Raw genomic sequence first — 26,957 nt, forward strand, 5'->3', positions numbered from 1 at the left:
GATTATTTCTTCCCTTTGGCTAAACGCTGCGCCACATTTTCGATGTCTTGTGATGCAAAAGCAGAAAGTTTGATATAAGCCAGCTTCATCGCTAACGCAGAGAGCACCGAGTGCTCAAACAGTTCGGTAATCGTCACCTCAATCCGAAGACGATGTTGTATCTCTGAAATCAGCCGCACCGCTAACAACGAGTGTCCCCCCAGTTCAAAGAAATCATCGTGGCGACCAACCCGTTCAACATTGAGTAACTGACTCCAGATCTCTGCCAGCGTCGTCTCCATAGCATTCTTCGGCGCTTCATATTGCTGTACGACAAAAGCCGTTTCATCCGGCTCAGGCAGGGCTTTACGGTCCACCTTACCGTTGGCCGTCAGCGGCATCTCTGCCAGCGCAACATAAGCCGCCGGGACCATGTAATCCGGTAAATGACTCGCCAAACGCGATTTCAGATCACTGGCCGTCAATGCTTCATCACCCGGGGTGAAATAGGCCACCAGTCGTTTCGAAGCCGAATCACCCGTCGCAATCACCACCGCTGATGCCACACCACATGACACCAGCGCCGACTCAATCTCGCCCAGCTCAATCCGGAAACCCCTCACCTTGACCTGAAAATCATTCCGGCCAACGAACTCAATGGTTCCGTCCGCTCGCAAATAACCTAAGTCTCCTGTCCGGTACATCCGCGCATTCGGGCCCGGGGCATACGGGTCCGGGATAAACCGCTCGGCCGTCAGCTCATCCTGATTGAGATACCCCAACGCAACCCCGTGACCACCGATATGCAGCTCACCGACCACCCCTTGTGGCACCGGCTGACCGTGCGCGTTAAGCAGATACACTTGGGTGTTACCTATCGGACGACCCAGCGGAATGCTCACCGCATCGGCATCGACAGCCGTGATTTCATGAGTTAAGGCAAAAGTCGTGGTTTCTGTCGGGCCATAACCGTTGAGCAGATGTTGTGGTGCACTTTCTGCCAGCACCCGACGAATCACTGCCGGGTCAAGGGCATCGCCGCCCACCAGCAGATAACGCAGGCTTGGTAACACGGCTTTTAAACCTTGCGCATACTGATTGAACAAGCCGACCGTCAGCCACAGAATACTGACCTGATGGGCACTCAACGCTTGGGCAAAGACTGCCACATCGAGTAACGTCTCCTGCTCAATCACCACCACCGCAGCGCCATTGAGCAGCGGTGCCCAGACTTCGAGCGTGGTCGCATCAAAGGCCGGGTTAGCCGCGAATGCCACCCGGTCTGACGGTTGCACCGCCATATAACCATTGTTCAGCACCAGACGGGCAATCCCGCGATGAGGGACGACCACTCCTTTCGGCTGACCGGTTGAACCGGACGTGTACATCACATAGGCCGGAGAATCCCCGGCGACCACAGTGCTTACCGGCTCATCCTGAGACTCACTCAGCAGTTGCTCCAATCGTGATTCATTCAGCGCTAAGACGGTGAGTGGCAGGTTGGCCGCACTGTTTTCTGATGCAGTAATCAGGACGCCGGCGCCACAATCATCCAGTACATAGCGCAGGCGTTCTGCCGGTGCATTCGGATCTAAAGGCACATACACACCACCACATTTCAAAACCGCCAGTTCGGCGGCGATCAGGGTTGCAGAACGCGGCAGACAGATTGCCACGTGCTGACCGGCAGTCACCCCAAGGGTTCGCAATTGATGCGCCAGTGCATTCGCACGCGCCTCTAACTCGGCATATCGCCATGAACCCGTCTGGGTGAGCACCGCAATCGCCTCTGGGGTTTCACTGGCCTGTTGGCTGAACAACGTATGAATACCACAATCGGACGGGTAATCATGGTGGGTCTGGTTCACATGTTGCAGCAGATGTAACTGTTCATGATGGGTCAGCATCGGCAGGGCGGTGACCGGCAACGTCGGCTGACGCACCATCCCTTCTAGCAGGGTGATCCAGTAGCTGAGGTAGCGCTGCACTGTTTCCGGCTCAAACAAGGCGGTTGCGTAGGTCAGATAGCCGCGCAGCCCACCGTCGTATTCATGAACTTCAAGGCTCAGATCAAACTGGGCGGTTGATATTTCACTTTCGAGAGCCGCCAGTGTCAGCGTTGGTAGTTGTATTTGACTTGCTGGTGTATTTTGCAAGGCAAACATCACTTGGAACACCGGCGCATGAGATAAACGTCGTGCCGGAGCAACCGCCTCAACCACTTGTTCGAATGGCATATCCTGATTCGCTTGTGCGGCCAGTGCGGTCTCTTTGACTTGTGCCAGTAATGCTGGGGTATTAAGTTGTTCGGTCAGTTGAATCCGCATTGCCATACTGTTGACAAACATGCCGATCAAACTTTCCAGTTCGCTTTGCGTTCGTCCGGCGACGGGCGAACCAATCACGACATCCTCCTGACCGGCAAGACGGCTCATCGCAACGGACCATCCGGCCAGCAAAGTCATATAAAGTGTACAGCCATGCTGCTGACTCAATTGACGTAACTGTTCGGTCAGATCCTGACTGAGCGTTACCGGCACACTTGCCCCCCGGTAATCCTGATGCGCCGGGCGGGGATGATCAGTTGGCAATGTCAGACAATCCGGGATATCACGGAGTTGTTCGGTCCAATACTGTTGCTGACGTTGCAATACCTCACCCTGTAAATGGGTCTGCTGCCATGCCGCATAGTCACCATACTGGATGGCCAAAGGAGCCAGAGAGGCCGACTGACCATGACAATTTGCGGTATACAGTGCTGCCAGTTCGGTATGAAAAATATCCATCGACCAGCCATCGGTAATCATGTGATGCATCACAATCCGTAACCAATGCTCCTGATCAGCAACACGAATCAGTTGCCCTTGAATCAAAGGCCCCTGAGTAAGATCGAATGTCGGTGAAAAAGGTGCCAGCTCATCCATCACGCCTTCCCCATCCAGATAAGTGAGCGTGAAACCAACCGTCGGTGCACTGACCACTTGCACGGGTTCACCATCCACTAAAACAAAATGGGTTCGTAGTGCCGAGTGCCGGGCGACAATCTGATCCAACGCCCGTTGTAATGCATCCGCATCCAGCTTGCCTTGCAAACGGACACTTCTTGGCACGGTATAAGCTGCTGTCGCTTGTGTATCCATCTGAGATAAGAACCACAGCCGTTTCTGTGCCAGTGACAAGGGAATCGCTTGTCCTTCAGGTAATGGCGTAATTGCAGGTAATGAGACCCGCGCCGCGTTATCAAGCAGTGCCGCCATCTCCTGTAAAGTCGCATGAGAGAACAGCGTCACCAGTGATAATTCACGCCCGAGCTGTTCGCGTACCCGAGACACCATCCGTACTGCCAGCAAAGAGTGACCGCCCAGCTCAAAGAAGTTATCGGCACGGCCCACTTGCTCAACGCCCAGTAACTCAGACCAAATCGCCGCCAGTTTTTCCTCGGCATCGCCCACCGGTGCCTGATATTCGTGCCGCACCACCGAGTCGATATCCGGCGCAGGCAGCGCCTTACGGTTCACTTTGCCGTTCGGCGTCAATGGCATCGCATCAATCAAAACATTCACGGCCGGTACCATATGTGCCGGTAAACGCTCAGACAATTCAGCTTTCAACGCCGCCACATCCGGCACCGCGTCTTGATTCGCCGCGGTGTAGTAACCGACAAGCTGTTTGTCGCCGCTCTCGCCAAAGACCCGGGCAATCACCACCGCATCCTGCACACCCGTGCAGCTTTGTAACGCCGAGCTGATTTCACCCAGCTCAATCCGGAAACCGCGGATTTTCACCTGGTCATCATTACGGCCCCGATACTCAATCGTCCCGTCCGCTAACCAGCAACCGACATCACCGGTGCGGTACATCACCGGATAATCAGAATCATATGGATTGGCAACAAACCGCTCTGCGGTCAGCTCATCGCGGTTCAGATAGCCGCGGGCCACCTGTACCCCGCCAATGTACAACTCCCCTTCAACCCCGACCGGGACCGGATGACCGGCACTGTCGAGCACATACATCCGGGTATTTGCCACCGGATGACCAATCGACACCCGGTCACCTTCCAGTTGTCGTGGACAGTGCCATGCGGTGACATCCACCGCCGCTTCCGTCGGACCATACAGGTTATGTAATTCAATCTGTGGCAGACGCGCATAGCTCTTACGAATCGCTTCAGCCGGCAGGGCTTCTCCACTACAGAACACCAGCCGCAGACTCGGACAATCACCCGGTGTCACCACCTCAAGGAAGCTCTGCAACATCGGCGGTACAAAGTGCAGGATGGTCACCCCTTGACGGGTGATAAGGGATTTCAGGTAATCCGGGTCTTTGTGTCCTTCGGGCTTGGCCATTAACAGCGTCGCTCCCGACCACAACGGACAGAAGAATTCCCATACCGACACATCAAAACTGAACGGGGTTTTCTGCAACACCACATCATCACTGCCAAAGCCGTAGTCTTGTTGCATCCAGTCCAGACGGTTGACCACACTACGGTGCTCATTCATCACCCCTTTGGGTAAACCGGTGGAGCCGGAGGTGTAAATGATGTACGCCAGATGACGATTGGTCAGCCCGGCAACTTCCGGGTTGGTCTGCGGGCAATCCAGCCACGGCTGCACTGCCGAGGCTAAGTCCACCAGACGGGTACTGGCCGGGATTTCACCCAACACATCACGCAGTGAGCCTGTGGTCAGTAAAGCCACCGGCGCACTGTCGGACAACATATAGGTCAGCCGCTCCGCCGGATACCCCGGGTCAAGCGGCACATACGCCCCGCCCGCTTTGAGAATCGCCAGCAAGGACACCACCAGCTCACAACTGCGCTCCAGACACACTGCCACCCGGCTGTCGGGACGCACGCCCTGCTCAATCAGCCAGTGGGCCAGTTGGTTGGCCCGGGTATTCAGATCGGCGTAACTGAGGGTCTGCTCTTCGAAGATAACGGCGGTTGCATCCGGGCTGCGCGCCACCTGCGCTTCAATCAGGGTATGCAGGCAGGTATCGTCCGGGAATGTAGTCTCCGTTTGGTTGAACTGATTGAGCACCAAGTCACGTTCTGCGTCCGTAAGGATATTCAGGGAGCCGACCGCTTGTGTCGGTGCCGCTATCATCTGCTGCAACAACGCTTGCCAGTAGCCGAGATAACGCTCCACTGTGGCGGCATCAAATAGTGCTGTGGCGTAGTTCAGCGTTCCGGAAAGCTGACCATCCATTTCAAAGAGATCCAATGTCAGATCAAACTGCGCGGTCCGACGTTCTGTTTCCAGTAACGAGAGTGTGACGCCAGACAGCGCTTGCGCCTCTTGAGGGGTATTTTGCAAACTCAGCATCACTTGGAACAGGGGCGGATGAGACATGTTTCTCGTTGGCGCGACCGATTCCACCACCTGCTCGAACGGAATGTCCTGATGCGCCTGTGCTGCCAGTGTGGTGGTTTTGACCTGCGCCAGCAGATCAATCGCGTTCGGACGATCAGACAGATCAACCCGGATCGCCTGTGTATTGACGAACATACCGATCAAAGGTTCGACTTCGGCACGGGTACGTCCGGCAATCGGCGTGCCGATCACCACATCATCCTGACTGGCGAGACGTCCCATCAAGGCAGACCAGCTCGCGAGTAACGTCATGTACAGTGTACAGCCATGACGACGACTCAAATCTTTGAGCCCGTCGGTGATTGCCTGATCAAGCTGAACCGGAATGACTGCGCCGGCATAAGACTGATAAGCCGGTCTGCTGCGATCCGTCGGTAAGGTCAGACAGTCAGGAATGCCCTGCAACTGCTGCATCCAATAGGCTTGTTGCTGTTGCAGAACGTCTCCTTGCAGGTAGCGCTGTTGCCATGCTGCAAAATCACCATACTGAATGGTTAGCGCTGGCAACGGATCCGCAGCACCGTGGGTAAAGGCATTATACAGTTCCCCCAGTTCCCGGATGAAAACGTTAACCGACCAACCATCGGAAATCATGTGGTGCATCGCAATTCGCAACCAATGTTCTTCATCACTGACACGAATCAGTTGCCCCTGTAGCAGGCGTCCGCTGTCGAGGCTGAATTGCGGTTGGAACGGGGCGTCAGTTTGGGTTGCTATCACCAGTGGAAAACCAACCGCTTCAGATTCGACCACCTGAGTTGCCAGCCCGTCACATTCTGTGAAATGCGTGCGTAGAATTTCATGCCGGGCCACAATTCGATCCAGCGCCTGCTGAAGTGCTGCAACATCTAATTGACCGCATAGTCTGGTTCCCCCGGCAATGACATAAGCTGATGATGCTGCCGGATTCATCTGTGACAAGAACCATAACCGTTGTTGTGCCAACGACAACGGCGGTGTTTGCTGATCTGAGTGTGGCGTAATCGTGGGTAAGTGCTGCTGTGCAGACGCAAGGTGACCGTCTTGCAATATGGCAGCGAGCTCAGACAATACCGAATGGGTAAACAGTGTCGTGAGCGATATTTCAAATCCAAGCGCAACGCGGATCCGAGACACCAGCTGGATAGCGATCAAGGAGTGTCCGCCGAGTGCGAAGAAGTCGTCATGACGACCGACTTGCTCAACCCCCAATAACTCAGACCAAATCTCAGCCAGCTTGACTTCAACATCTCCCTGCGGTGCTTCATACGTGCGGCGCGGCAGCGACGAAGCATCGACTTCAGGTAATGCTTTGCGGTCTACCTTGCCATTCGGGGTCAGCGGGAATGCATCCAACGCTATATATATCCCCGGTACCATGTAATCCGGTAAACGTCGCTGTAATTCAGCTTTTAAACCGTCCTCGAAATCCTCTCCGGATTGCGCACCTGCTGCCACACCTGCTTCTGCCACACCTGCTTCTGCCACATAGTAACCCACTAACCGGGGCTCACCGTCGGCCATCACCGGTGCAGCAACCACCGCATCTGCGATCCCGTTATATCCCTGCATCAGGGATTCAATTTCTCCCAGCTCAATTCGGAATCCCCGGATTTTGACCTGAAAATCACTCCGGCCTAAACAGGTAATCCGGCCTTCACTGTCCCAGCGACCCAAATCACCGGTTTGGTACATCAGCTCGCCAGATTCAGTCACAAACGGGTCAGGGATAAACCGCTCTGCGGTTAAATCATCACGGTTAAGATACCCGTCCGTTACCCCTGCACCCGCAATATAAATCTCTCCACTGACTCCGACAGGCACTGGCTGGTGAGACGCATCCAAAATATAAATCCGGGTGTTGCCAATCGGTTTGCCTATCAATACCCCCTCATCCGTTAAACTCAACGGATGTGTCGCAGACCAGACGGTGGTCTCTGTCGGGCCATACATATTCCATAGCCGAGCGACGCGAGTGAGAATCTCATCCGCCAAAACTTTCGAGAATGACTCGCCGCCAATCAGACCGCTTAACCGTTGAGAGCCCTGCCAGCCAGCCGCCAACAACAGCTTCCACGTTGCCGGCGTCGCCTGAAACAGCGTGATATCCTGATTATCCAGATAAGCTGCCAGCGCTTCACCGTCCCGTGACAATGCTTTGTCCGCCAGATGCAGTGCGGCACCACTTAAGAGCGGCAGGTAGATTTCCAGCACATGAATATCAAATGAAATCGTGGTGACCGCCAGTAAGCGATCATCCCCGCTGACCTGATGCTGTTGCTGCTGACTGGTCAGGAAGTTGACCACCGAGCGATGCGGTACCATCACCCCTTTCGGTTGTCCGGTTGAGCCGGAGGTGTAAATCACATACGCCAGATGGTTGCTGGTCAGGGTCGGAACCACCGGGTTATCTGTCGGCTCATCCGCCAATGATTCCCGATTGAGCGCCAGTACCTGTAACTGCGATGCCTGCGCACCGAATGTCGCGGCAATATCAACCGTCCCGTCGGTAATCAGTACCACCGGGCGACTGTCGGCCACCATGTATTGTAGCCGCTCGGACGGGAACAACGGGTCAAGCGGCACATAAGCCCCGCCCGCTTTGAGCGTTGCCAGTAAAGTCGTGACCATGGCACAACTACGCTCGACCATCACCGCAACATAACTGCCCGGAGTGACTCCGAGTGCAATCAGGCGATGGGCTAACTGATTGGCCTGAGTATTCAGCGCGGCATAGCTTAAGGAGTCATCGCCCGAGACCACAGCCAGTGCATCAGGGCTCTGCTCGGCTTGCTTTTCGAATAACTGGTGAAGACACGCTTGCTCAGGATATGGCATTGCGGTCTGGTTAAAGCGGTTCAGTACATTGTCACGTTCATCAACAGGTAAAAGATCCAATTGACTAACGGATGTATCGGGCTGGGTCATCAGTGTGCTCACCAACCCGTGCAGTGCAGTCACGATCATCGCGCCGATCCGCTCGCCACCGATGCGCCGACTGACGTGAATATCTAACGAAAATCCGCCGTTGATAATATCGTTCACCGCCACCGTTAACGGATAGTTGGTATTTTCAGCAGCGAAAACCACCGAACCCAGCGCATCGGTCTCTTCGGTATGCTGTGCACTGCCGCCTTGATGGCGGTAGTTGAGCAGCGAGCTGAATAATGGCGTCTGATTGCTCAGGCCACTACACTGCTGAGCCAAAGCTAATGAAGTATGCTCATGTTCGAGTAATTCACCCAACCGTTGTTGAGTCTGGCTCAGTGCCGATTCAGCCGATGCTCCGGCAAAAGAAAGCCGTAACGGCAGGGTATTGAGGAACATCCCGAGCACGCGATCAGCCCCTTCCCCACCAGCCATACGACCGAACAGCACGGTGCCGAAAACCACATCATCCTGCCCCGTGGCCATACGCACCACTAATCCCCATGCGAGGTGGAATAACGCAGCCGGACTCAGGCCTTTCTGACGCGCCAGCACACGCAACTGCTGCGCCAGATGCGGCTCAATCGCGACGTGAACGCCTTCTTCCAGCTCACTTTGTGTCTGTAGTCCGAATGGTACACAAGGTTCATCAAGGTCACCCAGCAACGCTTGGAAATAACGCAAATGGTCATCGCGGTCAGACTGCTTCAGCGTGGTTTGCGCGACAAAATTACGGAACGGTAGCGGCTTAGGCAGCAGCGCTTCCTGCCCCGTCACGTAAGACTGCACCTCTTCAACCAGTAATTCCAGCGTGGTGTGGTCATTACACAGATGGTGGAATAAAAAGCACAGCAACCAACGGTCTTGCGCCGGATCTGCGACTTGATAGATTTCAATCATCGGCGCGCGCTGAATATCCATCCGGGTACGAGCCGGGTCAAAATGACGGCTCAACGCCTCGGCCACATCATCGGTCTGTGCAACGTGCTCAAGCTGAGAAGCATCAAGGGTTTTCAGTACCACCGGAGCTTCACGCCACACCACCTGGACGGGCATATTCAGGCCATCCCAAACGACGGCGGTGCGCAAAATGTCATGGCGCTGCACCACCTGCTGCAGTGCGCTCATGAACGTCTCGATTTCCGCTTCATTCCTGAAACTTTGAATAAACCGGGTAATGTATGGGTCACCTTGTTCGGCCAGTAAATGGTGGAATAAGATCCCCTCCTGAAGTGGTGCCAGCGGATAAATATCTTGAATATTGGCCGCACCGCCAGCCACAGTCTCACTGATCAGATCGATCTCTGACTGGTTCAGTGTCACCAACGGTAACATCTCCGGGGTAATGTGCTGACAATCCACCGGAATGAGATTGGGCGGAATGTCATGCTGCTGAGCCGGGTTTAGTACAACCAGTGTTTCTGCCAGTGCAGCCATTGTCGGCCGGGCAAACAGATCCCGAATCACCATCTGATAGCCCTGCTGACGTAACCGCTCGATCATTTGTACCGCCAGTAACGACTGTCCGCCGAGTTCGAAGAAGTTATCATCCCGCCCTACGAGTTCTACACCGAGTAACGCAGACCAAATATCAGCCAAAGTGGATTCAACGACACCTTCGGGCGCGGCAAACGCCTGACGGACAAAAGCACTTTCATCCGGCTCAGGCAGAGCTTTACGGTCAACTTTACCGTTAGCGTTGATCGGCATTTTATCCAGTGCAACATATGCTTTCGGCACCATGTAATCGGGCAAACGCTCAGCTAATCGCGATTTCAGTTCGGCGGCCGTGACCTGCTGATCTTGTGTCGTAAAATAAGCGACAAGACGTTTCGAACCGGCATCCGAACCTTGGGCAAGTACAACCGCACTATCAGCACCACTTGAGATCAATGCGACTTCGATTTCACCCAATTCAATCCGGAATCCGCGAATCTTGACCTGAAAATCGTTCCGGCCGATAAATTCGATCGTGCCGTCCGGGTGTCTGTAACCTAAATCACCGGTTTTATACATCCGTGCATTTGGCTGCGGTGAGTATGGATCTGGAATAAAACGTTCAGCGGTCAACTCATCTTGATTGAGATACCCTAATGCGACCCCGTCACCACCGATATATAATTCACCGACCACGCCTTGTGGGACAGGTTGTCCCTGACTGTTCAGCAGATATATCTGTGTATTGCCAATCGGATAGCCAAGCGGGATGTTCACGGCATCCTCATCGACGGCGATCACTTCATGTGTTGCAGCAAAGGTGGTAGTTTCTGTCGGACCATAGCAGTGCACCACATGCTGTGGCGCTCCCTCGGACAGCACGCGTCGGATCACCATTGGATCAGGTGAATCCCCGCCAAATAGTAGATAGCGTAGTCCCGGTAACACCGTTTTTAAATCTTGTGCATACTGATTGAACAAGCCAATCGTCATCCACAACACGCTGACTTGGTGATTGAGCAATGCCTGCTCAAGCGCCTGAACATTCAGTAACGTCTCCTGGTCAATGACCACCACCGTCGCGCCATTGAGCAGCGGAGCCCACACTTCAAAGGTGGTCGCATCAAAGGCAGGGTTGGCTGCAAACGAAAAACGGTCAGCGGTGCGCACCGTCATATAACCATTATTGATCACCAGTCGTGAAATCCCTCTGTGGGATACGACAACGCCTTTGGGCTGTCCTGTTGAGCCAGAGGTGTACATCACATAAGCCGGAGCCTCACCACTGACCGACACAGACACAGTTTCATCGCGAGTCTCCTCAATCAGGGCATCAGTCATCTCCACAACCTGCAACGATGGATAATCGCCAGCCGTACCGGGCTCAGCAATCAAGACGGTGACTTCACTATCATGTAATACATAATCCCGTCGGTCTGCCGGGGCGGCCGGGTCAAGCGGCACATACACGGCTCCGACTTTGAGAATTGCCAGCTCAGCCTGAATCAAAGCCGCGGAGCGCGGCAGCAGAATCGCGACGCGCTGCCCGGCCTGAATACCAAGAGTTTGCAATCGATTTGCCAGCGCATTTGCCCGGGCATCTAACATCGCGTATGACCATTGACCTTCGTCAGTGACCACCGCAATCGCCTCAGGAGAGAGCCGGGCCTGTCGCGCAAACAGGGTGTGAATCCCTTCTTTGGCGGGATAAGCATAATGGGTCTGATTGTATTGATGAATGACCGTTTGGAATTCATCCTCACCCAAAATCGGCAGAGCTGTCACGGGTAAATCGGGCTGCTCAACCATGCCTTGCAATAAGCGAATCCAATAACCGAGATAACGTTCAATCGTCGCTTTTTCAAACAGAGCGGTTGCATAATTGAGATAACCGGACAGGGTGTCCCCCGACTCACTGAGTAGCAGACTTAAGTCAAACTTCGCGGTTTGAAACGGTTCCTCTTCAGGCGCGAGAGAAATATCGGGCAGCGTCAAGGTCGAGTCTGGCAAATTCTGTAATGCGAAAATCACCTGAAACAGCGGTGTATACGCCGGATGACGGTTGGTCAGCACCGCTTCAACCACTTGCTCAAACGGTATATCCTGATTCGACTGTGCCGCCAGTGCTGTGGCTTTCACTTGTGCCAGTAACGCCGGAGTATCGGGTTGTTGACTTAAGTCCACCCGTAAGGCCTGTGTATTCACAAACATCCCGATCAGGCCTTCCAACTCAGTGCGATTACGCCCGGCGACCGGTGCACCGATCACCACATCATCCTGACTGGCCAGACGGCTCATTAACGTCGCCCAACTGGCAAATAGCGTCATAAACAACGTGGTATCATGACGCTGTCCCAGTGCTTTCAGGGCGGCAGTTAAGGTGCGATCTAACGTGAAATTCACACTGTCCCCGGCATGATTTTGTTCTGCCGGACGTGGAAAATCAGTTCTGAGCGCCAGACACTCGGGTGCATCTTTTAATTGCTCAACCCAGTACTCCCGTTGACGCGGAATCACGGATTCAGCCAAAGCCTGTTGCCAGTGCGCATAATCGGCAAACTGAATCGGTAACGGTGGCAGCGGGTTACTGCGCCCCTGACACAAGGCGGCATATAAAATACCCACTTCCCGAATAAACACGCTCATCGACCACCCATCGGCAATAGCATGATGTAGTGCCACACGCAGCACATATTCATGTGACTGAACATGGACTAATTCCGCCCTCACCAAGGGGCCTGTCGATAAATCAAAATGGGGCAGATAAGGTTGTGAGAGATCAACCAGATTCGCTTGTTCGAGAGGGATTTCCTCCAGTAAAAACCCCGAATCTGCAGGCATAATCCGCTGCAAAGGCTGACCATCCTGAGTCGTGAAAATTGTTCTGAGCGCTTCATGACGGGAAACCATCTGATCCAGTGTTTCCCGCAAGATGGCGACATCAAGCTGACCTTTCAGTCGAAAGGCCCCGTTAATAATGTAAGCGTCGGATGCACGCTGTTCCATTGCAGATAAAAACCAGATGCGGCGCTGTGCCAGTGCTAACGGTTCCCCTTCGGGAGAACGGGGCACCGGCTCAATCGCTGCAGGCTTGTCTTTCTTTTTCCGTTTCAGGCCGCGGGCTTTTGCCAGCTCAAATAATTTGACGACGTCATCGCCAGACAAATTTTTCATTGATGCACCCAAATCATCATTTGTACTCATGATGTATGTCTCCCATTATTCTGCTAAATCCATTAAATCGCTGACATCAAACTCAGCAAGACCGATATAAGCCACACGTTGACTGAAGGCGGCTAATGTGGGATGAGAGAAAAGCTCAACCAATGGCACTTCCAAGTCCAGTTCCTGACGAATTCTTGAAATTAATTGGGCCGCCAGCAGTGAGTGACCGCCTAATTCAAAGAAGCTGTCCTGACGACCGACGGCTGCCACATCCAGTAAGGATTGCCAAATGTCGGCCACCATTTCTTCGAGCTCACCTAACGGCGCTTCATACTCGCGACGAACTAAGGCGCTTTCATCCGGCTCAGGCAGGGCTTTACGGTCCACCTTACCGTTGGCCGTCAGCGGCATCTCTGCCAGCGCAACATAAGCCGCCGGGACCATGTAATCCGGTAAATGACTCGCCAAACGCGATTTCAGATCACTGGCCGTCAATGCTTCATCACCCGGGGTGAAATACGCCACCAGTCGTTTCGAAGCCGAATCACCCGTCGCAATCACCACCGCTGACGCCACACCACATGACACCAGCGCCGACTCAATCTCGCCCAGCTCAATCCGGAAACCCCTCACCTTGACCTGAAAATCATTCCGGCCGACAAACTCAATGGTTCCGTCCGCTCGCAAATAACCTAAGTCTCCTGTCCGGTACATCCGCGCATTCGGGCCCGGGGCATACGGGTCCGGGATAAACCGCTCGGCCGTCAGCTCATCCTGATTGAGATACCCCAACGCAACCCCGTGACCACCGATATGCAGCTCACCGACCACCCCTTGTGGCACCGGCTGACCGTGCGCGTTAAGCAGATACACTTGGGTGTTACCTATCGGACGACCCAGCGGAATGCTCACCGCATCGGCATCGACAGCCGTGATTTCATGAGTTAAGGCAAAAGTCGTGGTTTCTGTCGGGCCGTAACCGTTGAGCAGATGTTGTGGTGCACTCTCTGCCAGCACCCGACGAATCACTGCCGGGTCAAGGGCATCGCCGCCCACCAGCAGATAACGCAGGCTTGGTAACACGGCTTTTAAACCTTGCGCATACTGATTGAACAAGCCGACCGTCAGCCACAGAATACTGACCTGATGGGCACTCAACGCTTGGGCAAAGGCCGCCACATCGAGTAACGTTTCCTGCTCAATCACCACCACCGCAGCGCCATTGAGCAGCGGTGCCCAGACTTCGAGCGTGGTCGCATCAAAGGCCGGGTTAGCCGCGAATGCCACCCGGTCTGACGGTTGTACCGCCATATAACCATTGTTCAGCACCAGACGGGCAATCCCGCGATGAGGGACGACAACTCCTTTCGGCTGACCGGTTGAGCCGGACGTGTACATCACATAGGCCGGCGCATCCCCGTTGACAGATACCGAGACTGGTTCATCACGGGTTTCATTAAGCAGCGACGGTGTCATCTCTAAGACGTGCAGCGACGGATAATCATCCGCCGTACCGGCTTCTGCGAGCACAATCGTTGCCCCACTGTCGCGGAGCACATAGTCCAGTCGCTCTGCCGGTGCCGCCGGATCGAGCGGTACATAGACCCCGCCACATTTGAGAATTGCCAGTTCTGCCACCACCAGAGCGGCCGAACGGGGTAAGCAGATCGCAACCCGCTGTCCGGGCGTCACACCCAAGGTTTGTAGCCGGTGTGCCAATGCATTGGCCCGGGCATTAACCTGCGCATAACGCCACCCTTCTTCTGCCGCGATGACAGCAATAGCATCAGGGGTTTCACTGGCCTGTCGACTGAACAACGTATGAATACCACAATCGGACGGATAGGCGTTGTGAGTCTGATTCAAGTGGTGCAGCATGTGTTGCTGCTCACTTTCTGTGAGCATCGCTAGTGCGGTCACCGGTTGCTCAGGCTGACGCACCATGTTTTCTAACAGGGTGATCCAGTAACTGAGGTAACGCTGTACCGTTTCCGGTTCAAATAATGCCGTTGCATAATTCAGCGTCCCTTCAATGCGATCCGCTGATTCATGAACGATCAGGCTGAGATCAAACTGAGCACGACTGGATTCTTCCGCTAATAACGACAGACACATCCCATCGAGCTCAATCCGTTCTTCCGGTAAGTTTTGTAAGGCAAACAGCACCTGAAAAATGGGGCTGTAAGCAAGACTTCGTGTCGGAGCAACCGCTTCAACCACCTGCTCAAACGGAATATCCTGATGTGCCTGAGCCTGTAACGAAGTGGTTTTGATCTGGTTCAGCAATGTCACACTATCCGGCTGCTCACTCAGATTGACTCGTAGTGCCTGAGTATTGACAAACATTCCGATCAAATCTTCCAGCTCGGTTTGTGTCCGTCCGGCAACCGGAGAACCCACCACAATATCGTCCTGCCCGGCAAGACGGCTCATCACCACAGACCAGCCGGCCAGCAAGGTCATGTAGAGCGTACTACGGTGTCGCTGGCTGAACTCACGTAAAGATGCCGTCAGTGATGCATCGAAACAGACCGGAATTGCAGCCCCCGAATAATCCTGAGTCACCGGACGAGGCCGATCCATCGGCAAGGTTAAGCAGTCAGGAATATCACGGAGTTGTTCGGTCCAATACTGTTGCTGACGTTGCAACACTTCGCCCTGTAAATGGGTCTGCTGCCAAGCCGCATAGTCGCCATACTGAATGCGTAACGGTGGCAATGGATCGGGTTGTCCCTGAGTAAATGCACGATACAATGCCGACAGTTCACGCGTCAGCACCCCAATCGACCAGCCATCAGCAATCATATGGTGCATCGCAATCCGCAGCCAATGCTCGTGTTCATGGATACGGATCAGTTGTCCCTGAACTAACGGGCCTTGGGTTAAATCAAATTGGGGCAGGAATGGCGACAATTCATCAATTAATGATTCACCATCCAGCCAGCTCATTGGAAACTCATGCCAGGTTTTGCCAATCATCTGTACAGGCACGCCATCGAGATCAGCAAAATGTGTCCGTAATGGCGCATGACGGGCAACAATTCGATTCAGTGCTCGCTGTAATGCATCAATATTTAACGGCCCTTCCAATCGCACCCCGCCGGTGATCACATACGCAGAGACCGCATCAGGATCCATCTGAGATAAGAACCACAACCGTTTCTGTGCCAGTGACAAGGGAATCGCTTGTCCTTCAGCCAACGGGGTAATCGCAGGTAATGTCGCACCTTGCGCCTCATCAAGCTGAGCAGCGACTTCATGTAAGGTCGCATGAGAGAACAGCGTCGCCAGTGATAATTCACGCCCGAGCTGTTCGCGTACCCGAGACACCATCCGCACTGCCAGCAAAGAGTGACCGCCCAGCTCAAAGAAGTTATCGGCACGGCCCACTTGCTCGACGCCCAGTAACTCAGACCAAATCGCCGCCAGTTTTTCCTCGGCATCGCCCATCGGTGCCTGATATTCGTGCCGCACCACTGAATCGATATCCGGCGCAGGCAGCGCCTTACGGTTCACTTTGCCGTTCGGCGTCAATGGCATCGCATCAATCAAAACATTCACGGCCGGTACCATATGTGCCGGTAAACGCTCAGACAATTCAGCTTTCAACGCCGCCACATCCGGCACCGCGTCTTGATTCGCCGCAGTGTAGTAACCGACAAGCTGTTTGTCGCCGCTCTCGCCAAAGGCTCGGGCAATCACCACCGCATCCTGCACACCCGTGCAGCTTTGTAACGCCGAGCTGATTTCACCCAGCTCAATCCGGAAACCACGGATTTTCACCTGGTCATCATTACGGCCCCGATACTCAATCGTCCCGTCCGCTAACCAGCAACCGACATCACCGGTGCGGTACATCACCGGATAGGTGTTGTCGTACGGATTGGCAACAAACCGCTCTGCGGTCAGCTCATCGCGGTTCAGATAGCCGCGGGCCACCTGCACTCCGCCAATGTACAACTCCCCTTCAACACCGACCGGAACCGGATGACCGGCACTGTCGAGTACATACATCCGGGTATTTGCTACCGGATGACCAATCGACACCCGGTCACCTTCCAGTTGTCGCGGACAGTGCCATGCGGTGACATCCACCGCCGCTTCCGTCGGACCATACAGGTTATGTAATTCAATCTGTGGTAAACGCGCATAGCTCTTACGAATCGCTTCCGCCGGCAGCGCTTCTCCACTACAGAACACCAGCCGCAGAGTCGGACAATCATTGGGACTCACCACCTCAAGGAAGCTCTGCAACATCGGCGGTACAAAGTGCAGGATGGTCACCCCTTGACGGGTGATAAGAGATTTCAGGTAATCAGGGTCTTTGTGTCCTTCCGGCTTGGCCATCAACAGGGTTGCACCCGACCATAACGGACAGAAGAACTCCCACACCGAGACATCAAAACTGAACGGGGTTTTCTGCAACACCACATCATCACTACCAAAGCCGTAGTCTTGTTGCATCCAGTACAGCCGGTTGACCACACCACGGTGCTCGTTCATCACCCCTTTGGGTAAACCAGTGGAGCCGGAGGTGTAAATGATGTACGCCAGATGACGATTGGTCAGCTCCGCCACTTCAGGGTTGGTCTGCGGGCAATCCAGCCACGGCTGCACTACTGAGGCTAAATCCACCAGACGGGTACTGGCCGGGATTTCGCCCAATACATCGCGCAATGCACCTGTGGTCAGCAAAGCCACCGGCGCACTGTCGGACAACATATAAGTGAGCCGCTCGGTCGGATACCCCGGGTCAAGCGGCACATAAGCACCGCCCGCTTTGAGAATCGCCAGCAGGGAAACCACCAGCTCACAGCTTCGTTCCAGACACACTGCGACCCGGCTGTCAGGACGCACACCCTGCTCAATCAGCCAGTGGGCCAGTTGGTTGGCCCGGGCATTCAGTTCGGCGTAACTGAGGGTCTGCTCTTCGAAGATAACGGCGGTTGCATCCGGGTTGCGCGCCACCTGCGCTTCAATCAGGGTATGCAGGCAGGTATCGTCCGGGAATGTAGTCTCCGTTTGGTTGAACTGATTGAGCACCAAGTCACGTTCAGCATCGGCAAGAATATTGAGTTGGCTGACGGGTTGATCAGACGGTACAGACAGAGCCCCCACCAGTTCGGCCAAAGCGACCGTCAACATTGAGCCGACCCGCTCGCCACTGAGGCGCGGACTGATATGGATATCTAACGAGAATCCGCCGTCGACAATATCGTTGACCGCCACCGTTAACGGATAGTTGGTATTTTCAGCTGCGACTTCAAGAGTGCCCAATGTCTCTTGATCTGCAGCCGTTTGAGCACTGCCACCTTGATAACGGTAGTTGAGCAGCGAACTGAACAGCGGGGTGTGATTGCTCAAACCACTGCATTGCTGTGCCAGCGCGAGCGAGGTATGTTCATGTTCGAGTAATTCAGCCAACCGTTGCTGAGTCTGCATCAGTGCTGATTCAACTGAGGTATCGGCTAACGCGAGGCGCAGTGGTAAAGTATTGAGGAACATGCCCAACACCCGATCCGCCCCGTCACCGCCGGCCATCCGACCGAATAATACCGTGCCGAAAACCACATCATCCTGTCCGGTAGCACGCTGAACCACAACCCCCCACGCCAGATGGAACAGTGCTGCCGGGCTGATACTGAAACGCCGGGAGAGTACACGGATCGTCTGTGCGACATCATCAGTAATCACCACATGGGTTGCTTCGACATGCGCATCATCACCGGCAGCCTGCAACCCAAACGGATCACAGGGCTCATCCACATCACCCAGCAACGTGCGGAAATAATTCAGATGTGCCTCTTGATTGGCATTGAGTGTGGTTTGGGCAACAAAGTTACGGAACGGCAACGGCTTTGGCAGCTCCGCTTCACGGCCGCTGATATAGGCCTGCACCTCTTCAATCAGGAGCTCCAGCGTGGTGTGGTCATTACACAAGTGATGTAGCAGGAAGCACAGTAACCAACGCTCTTGCGCCGGATCGGCCACTTTGTAAGCCTCAATCATCGGTGCCCGCTGAATATCCATCCGGGTATGAGCCGGGTCAAAGTGCTGGCACAACCGGACGGCGACATTATCCACCTTATCAGCATCATCCAGTTCGTCTGCCGCAAGAGCATGTAAAACCACCGGCGCTTTACGCCAGACCACCTGAACCGGCGTTTCCAGACCATCCCAGACCACCGCCGTGCGCAAAATATCATGCCGCTGAATGACATGTTGCAGCGCCGTAATAAAGGTTGTGATATCCGCTTCATTCTGGAAGCTTTGCACCACCCGCGTCACGTAAGGATCGCCTTGTTGTTCCAACAGATGATGGAACAAAATACCCTCCTGGAGCGGAGCCAATGGATAAATATCCTGAATGTTGGTTACACCGCCATCGACGGTCTGACCTATCACATCGATGGCCTTCTGATCCAGAGACACCAACGGTAACATCTCCGGGGTGATATGTTGGCAATTGGCCGGGATCCGGTTCGCTGGAATCTCGCTCTCGGCACCCGCCGCTTGCACGATCAAGGTTTCAGCCAGCTCTGCCAATGTAATTTGAGAGAACAGATGACGGATCACGAGCTGATACCCTTGCTGACGCAGCCGCTCCGCCATCCGTACTGCCAGCAAAGAGTGACCGCCCAGCTCAAAGAAGTTATCGGCACGGCCCACTTGCTCAACGCCCAGTAACTCAGACCAAATCGCCGCCAGTTTTTCCTCGGCATCGCCCACCGGTGCCTGATATTCGTGCCGCACCACCGAGTCGATATCCGGCGCAGGCAGCGCCTTACGGTTCACTTTGCCGTTCGGCGTCAATGGCATCGCATCAATCAAAACATTCACGGCCGGTACCATATGTGCCGGTAAACGCTCAGACAATTCAGCTTTCAACGTCGCCACATCCGGCACCGCGTCTTGATTCGCCGCGGTATAGTAACCGACAAGCTGTTTGTCGCCGCTCTCGCCAAAGGCTCGGGCAATCACCACCGCATCCTGCACCCCCGTGCAGCTTTGTAACGCCGAGCTGATTTCACCCAGCTCAATCCGGAAACCGCGGATTTTCACCTGGTCATCATTACGGCCCCGATACTCAATCGTCCCGTCCGCTAACCAGCAACCCACATCACCGGTGCGGTACATCACCGGATAGGTGTTGTCGTACGGATTGGCAACAAACCGCTCTGCGGTCAGCTCATCGCGGTTCAGATAGCCGCGGGCCACCTGCACTCCGCCAATGTACAACTCCCCTTCAACACCGACCGGAACCGGATGACCGGCACTGTCGAGCACATACATCCGGGTATTTGCCACCGGATGACCAATCGAAACCCGGTCACCTTCCAGTTGCCGCGGACAGTGCCACGCAGTAACATCCACCGCCGCTTCCGTCGGACCATACAGGTTATGTAATTCAATCTGTGGTAAACGCGCATAGCTCTTACGAATCGCTTCCGCTGGCAGGGCTTCTCCACTACAGAACACCAGCCGCAGACTCGGACAATCATTGGGACTCACCACCTCAAGGAAGCTCTGCAACATCGGCGGCACAAAGTGCAGGATGGTCACCCCTTGACGGGTGATAAGGGATTTCAGGTAATCCGGGTCTTTGTGTCCTTCCGGCTTGGCCATTAACAGCGTCGCTCCCGACCATAACGGACAGAAGAACTCCCACACCGACACATCAAAACTGAACGGGGTTTTCTGCAACACCACATCATCACTGCCAAAGCCGTAGTCTTGTTGCATCCAGTCCAGACGGTTGACCACGCCACGGTGCTCATTCATCACCCCTTTGGGTAAACCGGTGGAGCCGGAGGTGTAAATGATGTACGCCAGATGACGATTGGTCAGCTCCGCCACTTCAGGGTTGGTCTGCGGGCAATCCAGCCACGGCTGCACTACTGAGGCTAAATCCACCAGACGGGTACTGGCCGGGATTTCGCCCAATACATCGCGCAATGCACCTGTGGTCAGCAAAGCCACCGGCGCACTGTCGGACAACATATAAGTGAGCCGCTCGGTCGGATACCCCGGGTCAAGCGGCACATAGGCACCGCCCGCTTTGAGAATCGCCAGCAGGGAAACCACCAGCTCACAGCTTCGTTCCAGACACACTGCGACCCGGCTGTCAGGACGCACACCCTGCTCAATCAGCCAGTGCGCCAGTTGGTTGGCCCGGGCATTCAGTTCGGCGTAACTGAGAGTCTGGTCTTCGAAGATAACGGCGGTTGCATCCGGGCTGCGCGCCACCTGCGCTTCAATCAGGGTATGCAGGCAGGTATCATCGGGGAATGTAGTCTCCGTTTGGTTGAACTGATTGAGCACCAAGTCACGTTCAGCGTCCGTAAGGATATTCAAGGAGCCGACCGCTTGTGTCGGTGCCGCTATCATCTGCTGTAACAACGCTTGCCAGTAGCCGAGATAACGCTCCACTGTGGCGGCATCAAACAGTGCCGTGGCATAGTGGAGTGTCACCTCAAGCTGATCACCTGACGGATAGACAAAGAGATTTAAATCAAACTGGACAGTTGACACTTCGGCTTCCACCGCTGAAATCGACAAACCGGGTAACTGCAAATTGCCATCAGGGACATTCTGTAAAGCGAACATCACTTGGAAAATCGGAGAATGAGCTAAGCTTCGTTGCGGTGCCACAGATTCCACCACCTGCTCAAACGGGATGTCCTGATGTGCCTGCGCTGCCAGCGCTGTGGTTTTGACCTGTGCCAGCAGATCCATCGTGTTCGGGTTGGCAGACAGATCGATCCGCATCGCCTGCGTATTGACGAACATACCGATCAGTTGCTCCAGTTCAGCGCGGTTCCGGCCCGCGATCGGAGAGCCGATCACCACATCCTCCTGATTGGCGAGGCGTCCCATTAATACCGACCAGCCAGCCAATAAGGTCATGTAAAGCGTACAACCATGCGCCCGGCTTAATGTTTGCAGTGCTGTGGTTAATTCTTTATCCAGCACGCATTTTATTTCGGCACCATCAAAGGACTGTTTGGCAGGACGCGCACGATCGGTCGGTAATGTCAGACATTCAGGGATCCCGCGTAGCTGTTCTACCCAATACTCGCTCTGCTGTTGCAGCAGTTCATCCTGTATGTTCTGTTGTTGCCATGCAGCATAATCACCATACTGAATCGTTAACGGTGGCAATGGGTTGGGAGTATTTTCAACCAAAGCACGATAAAGCTGACTAACTTCTCGCATTAAGAGGTTGATCGACCAACCGTCGGTAATCATGTGATGCATCGCCAGACGCAAAATATGTGTCTCTGTATCAATCGCGATCAATTGCCCCTGAAATAGTGGCCCGGCAGATAAATCCATATCTGTGGCAAATGATGCAATCGCTTGAACATCATGTGCCTCGATCTGGGTGAGCATCATCCGTTGCCCTTCCGGCAGAATTTTCTGCACCGGCTCGCCATCACGGATATCAATACATGTCCGTAAAATGTGATGGCGGGAGATCAGGTGATCAAGCGCTTGTTGCAAAGCCCCGATATCCAATTGCCCCCGCAAGGTAAACCGCCCGACCATCAAATACGCGGTTGTTGCCACATCATCAATTTGAGATAAAAGCCATAACCGCCGCTGTGCAAGCGATAAGGGGGGAATGACATCGCTGCCTAATGGTTCAATGCTGGTTTTCACTGGCGTCGGAGAGGCCTTTTCAAGCGTACGGGCCAATGCAGATAGCATCGGTTGGCTGAATACTGTGGCTAATGCCAGTTCAACCTGAAATTGCTGACGAATCCGAGAAATCAATTGCATCGCAACCAACGAATAACCGCCGAGTTCGAAGAAATTGTCATGACGCCCGACCGGGGTAACCCCCAAAAGATCCGACCAAATTTCGGCCAGTTTGGTTTCAATTTCACCTTCGGGTGCTTCATACGTCTGCCGCGGAAGTACTGATTCATCAACTGCGGGTAACGCTTTTCGATCCACCTTACCGCTCGGTGTCAGCGGGAAGGTATCCATTACAACATAGAGCCCCGGCACCATATAATCCGGCAGACGACGCCGTAATTCAGCCTTTAAACCTTCCTCAAATGTTTCCCCGGATTGCGTCGAATCTTCAGCCACATAATACCCCACCAAACGCGGCTCACCATCAGCCATGGTCGGTGCTGTCACGACGGCATCAGCAATCCCGTCATACCCTTGCATCAGCGATTCAATTTCACCCAGCTCGATGCGGAAGCCCCGGATCTTGACCTGAAAATCACTCCGGCCTAAACAGGTGATACGCCCTTGACTGTCCCAACGCCCTAAGTCTCCGGTTTGATACATCAACGCTCCGGTTTCGGTCACAAACGGATCAGGGATAAACCGCTCTGCGGTCAGGTCTTCCCGGTTGAGATACCCGGCTGTCACCCCGGCTCCGGCAATATAAATTTCACCACTGACACCGACAGGCACGGGGTTATGGTGCTGATCGAGAATATAAATCCGGGTATTGCCAATGGGTTGCCCAATCAGTACCCCATCGTCCGTCAGGCTCAGTGGATGTGTTGTCGACCAGACAGTTGTCTCCGTCGGACCGTACATATTCCACAACCGGCCGACACGATGAAGTAGCTCATCGGCCAGTATTTTTGAAAATGATTCGCCACCGATCAGCCCACTTAATCGCGGGGAACCTTGCCAGCTTGCAGCCAGTAAGAGTTTCCATGTCGCCGGTGTTGCCTGAAAAATGGTGATATCTTGGCTGTCGAGGTAAGCCGCTAACGCTTCACCGTCTCGCGACAAGGCTTTATCAGCCAAATGTAAAGTGGCACCACTGATAAGTGGCAGGTAAATTTCAAGAACGTGTATATCAAATGAAATGGTGGTGATCGCCAGTAACCGGTCATTGGAGCTCACTGCATGTTGCTGCTGCTGGCTGATCAAGAAATTGACCACACCGCGATGCGGCACCATCACGCCCTTCGGTAGCCCGGTCGAACCGGAGGTATAAATGACATAGGCCAGATGCTCACTGGTCAGGGACGCAATCACTGGGTTATCAGCCGCCTCATCACTCAGCACTTCCTGACTGAGATCCAAGACTTTCAACTGTGCTGCCCGCTCAGCAAATATCTGTTCGACATCGACAGTACCATCGGTAATCAGTACCACCGGACGGCTATTGGCGATCATGTATTGCAACCGCTCAGACGGAAACAGCGGATCGAGCGGAACATAAGTCCCGCCCGCTTTTAGCGTCGCCAGTAATGCCGAGACCATAGAGCAACGACGCTCAACCATTACCGCCACGTAACAGCCAGGGGTCACACCGAGTCTAATCAGGCGATGCGCTAACTGATTGGCTTGGGTATTCAGTGCGGCATAGCTCAGGGTCTCATCCTCTGAAATGACAGCCGTTGCATCCGGGGTTTGAATCACTTGCGTTTCAAATAAGTGATGAAGGCACGCTTGCTCAGGATATGCCATCGCTGTCTGGTTAAAAGTATCGAGCACTAAATCACGTTCATCCTGAGACAGCACACTCAGACGTGCCGGGTAAGTCATATCAGATTCGGCACGAACACATTCACTCAAAAAGGATTCCAGACGACTCAAATGACGCTGAATTTCATGCCTTTCATACAAGTCATGGTTCGCATTGAGATACAGGGTCAACCCTTGCTGCGGCCCTCGGTCATAAAATGTAAACGACAGATCGTCAACCGGACCAATCGCGGTATTGACCACCGTTGCAGAGACATCCCCGAAAAACAGTTCGTATTCAGAAGGCACGAAATTCAGTACGGTGCTGTACCAGCCTTGATTGTCTCCGTGTTTCAATTCTTGACGCAGATCCTCACTGTAATAGCGAGAATGACGTGATGTTTTGCCGACATGGAGAGCAACTTGTTCCAGCAGTTGACTCAATGTGGTCTCTGTATCGATCTGTACCCCCAACGGCAAAATATTGACAGCAAGACCTGTGGTTCTACGTAATGTCCGCCCCATTCTTCCACGATGTGTAAAACCGAGCAGCATGGACGACTCTCCGGTCATCAGGTGGAGATAAACGGAGGTCAGTGCGGTGATCAGTGTTGCCAGTGTCGTCTTGTAATGTTCGGCAACACCAAGTAAACGTTCATAGATATCAAGGGGGATCTGCTTACGCTCACTGAGTACCTGAGAACACGAAGTACTCTGCCCTGCCAGACAAACTGGCTGATACGCCTGAATCTGCGCCATATAGTTCAGCCAGAATTCGCGGTCACGTACAAACCCCGTTGAATCACGATACGTGTTTTCAGCCTCCAACAAGGCCTCAATCCCTAATAGCTGACTCTCTGGCACCGCCTGACCGGCATGTAATGCAGAATATATTTCGGCAAAACGCCCCACCAGCATCATAAAACCATATCCGTCAGTGGTTATATGGTCGGCACTACAATAAAGATAATATTGTTCGGCATGAACTTTTAGCAAAGCAAACTCAAACAGGAGTGTTCTGTCGCCAGCGGAGACCGGATGGTCAAGCCGTTTCTCCATCCATGTCATCGCTAAAGCATCGGCATCCGCTTCCTGAGAAAAATCAATGAAAGGCAGTTCCCAATCCCCAAAATACTCAACTGTTTGTTGTAATTCTTCTTGATAGTAACCGGCTTTGATATGGAATGTGTCGGCTTCCCCGACACCTTGCCTTACCGCAGATTCCATCATCTCTGGATGAATGTTACCCGGCAGGTCCAGATATCCGGCCACTTTGAATACTCGGGGTCCGATATGATTCACAATATGCTGGGCGAACCAGATTCCTTTCTGTGGTGTCGAGAGTGGTAAAGGAGAAGATACATTTGACGGAGTATGGAGAAGAGAATTTTGCTTACTTGCTTCGCGAGTATTCGTATTCATATAGCACCAACCTTCATTTGTTATTTTTTTATTATTTGTATTTTACGCATAAGACAAAGTGCACCTGATATATGTAATACCAGATACTAAAACCTCATATATGCTAGATATGACGTAATCAAAAGTGACAATCAATTAATGATAAATGTATTATTTAATTATGCTTTTCTCTTTACTTTTATAATTTAAAATGAATTTGACCTAATGATGACATTTACAGCCCAAATTACCTCATTCATTCTCTGACAATCAAGTTATATTATTCTGACACCATTGGGATGAACTAAAAACTCCATAATTTGGTCAAAGCCAATAAGAAATAACAAGAACCTATCCTTTAAAAACAATCATAATCATCATGATATAATAATAAAACAATCAAAAAGATATTTTTCAACTTAAAACACACCGTTCAAAAACCAAAATTATCCACAAATTATTAATGATAGATTTACATAATAAAATGCAAAAAAATTTTAACTGAACGCAAATCACACCGATGAAGACAAACTGACACAAAAACCATCTCAACCCTTTAAAAACAAATAGATAGATAAGAACCCAACGATTTATAATTTATGAATATAAAAGAATTATACTTCAACTTATGGTCTAACCAGATCAAAAATAAGAATTAAATAAACAAAATCAACACTAAAGAAAAACAAAAAACCAACATGAAACAAAAAATCAACATATAAAATGGTTTAGCTTCTATGATTGCCGTATCTCACATTTCGTAATTCTCAACTGAAACAAAGATTATTTTTTAAAAACTTGATCACCTTCAAATATAATTACCGATTTTTCATATTTTTCATGATATCCACCGAGATATTTCAAATATAAACCCATCGAATCATTGAATGAGAGAGAAAGGTTAAAGCTTATTTTTTGCTCATTGTTTAAAATAAAATCAGATAATGACAAAAATCATATTTAATATGACAACAAAAAAGAACCATCTCGGTAGATACATTTTAAAAACACATCAATACCACCAACGTAATTAGTGTAAAAACTCGAAAAAAACTAGATAAGTGAAATTTGTTTTATATGTTATTTCGTAAAAAATTCATAAAACATACATATAAAAACAACATACTGATACGAGTGAATATTATTAATTCCACCCCATTAAAAACAACAATATTAAATATGATCAATATAAAAATAGAATCATCTTTTATCTAATAAAAACTTTTCAGTTTCAGACCGAACTTA

The 26,957-nt window shown here is 52.6% G+C and carries 2 protein-coding genes; both read right to left on the bottom strand.

The window, feature by feature from the left end; genetic code table 11:
• Nucleotides 1–2: 2 nt before the first annotated feature.
• The gene (locus tag OCV37_RS13580; protein ID WP_261888098.1) at nucleotides 3–12,905 is read right to left on the bottom strand and encodes a non-ribosomal peptide synthetase; all 12,903 of its coding nucleotides are present in this window, start codon (nucleotides 12,903–12,905) and stop codon (nucleotides 3–5) included.
• A gap of 15 nt (nucleotides 12,906–12,920) precedes the next feature.
• The gene (locus OCV37_RS13585) at nucleotides 12,921–25,733 is read right to left on the bottom strand and encodes a non-ribosomal peptide synthetase (protein ID WP_261888099.1); all 12,813 of its coding nucleotides are present in this window, start codon (nucleotides 25,731–25,733) and stop codon (nucleotides 12,921–12,923) included.
• Between the last annotated feature and the right edge of the window lie 1,224 nt (nucleotides 25,734–26,957).

The sequence above is a fragment of the Vibrio rhizosphaerae genome, from assembly GCF_024347095.1.
GTDB lineage: Bacteria > Pseudomonadota > Gammaproteobacteria > Enterobacterales > Vibrionaceae > Vibrio > Vibrio rhizosphaerae.

Excerpts from the sequence above, each read along its gene's own strand:
- OCV37_RS13580 (WP_261888098.1), bottom strand. The coding sequence starts at position 12,905 with ATGAGTACAAATGATGATTTGGGTGCATCAATGAAAAATTTGTCTGGC.
- OCV37_RS13585 (WP_261888099.1), bottom strand. The coding sequence starts at position 25,733 with ATGAATACGAATACTCGCGAAGCAAGTAAGCAAAATTCTCTTCTCCAT.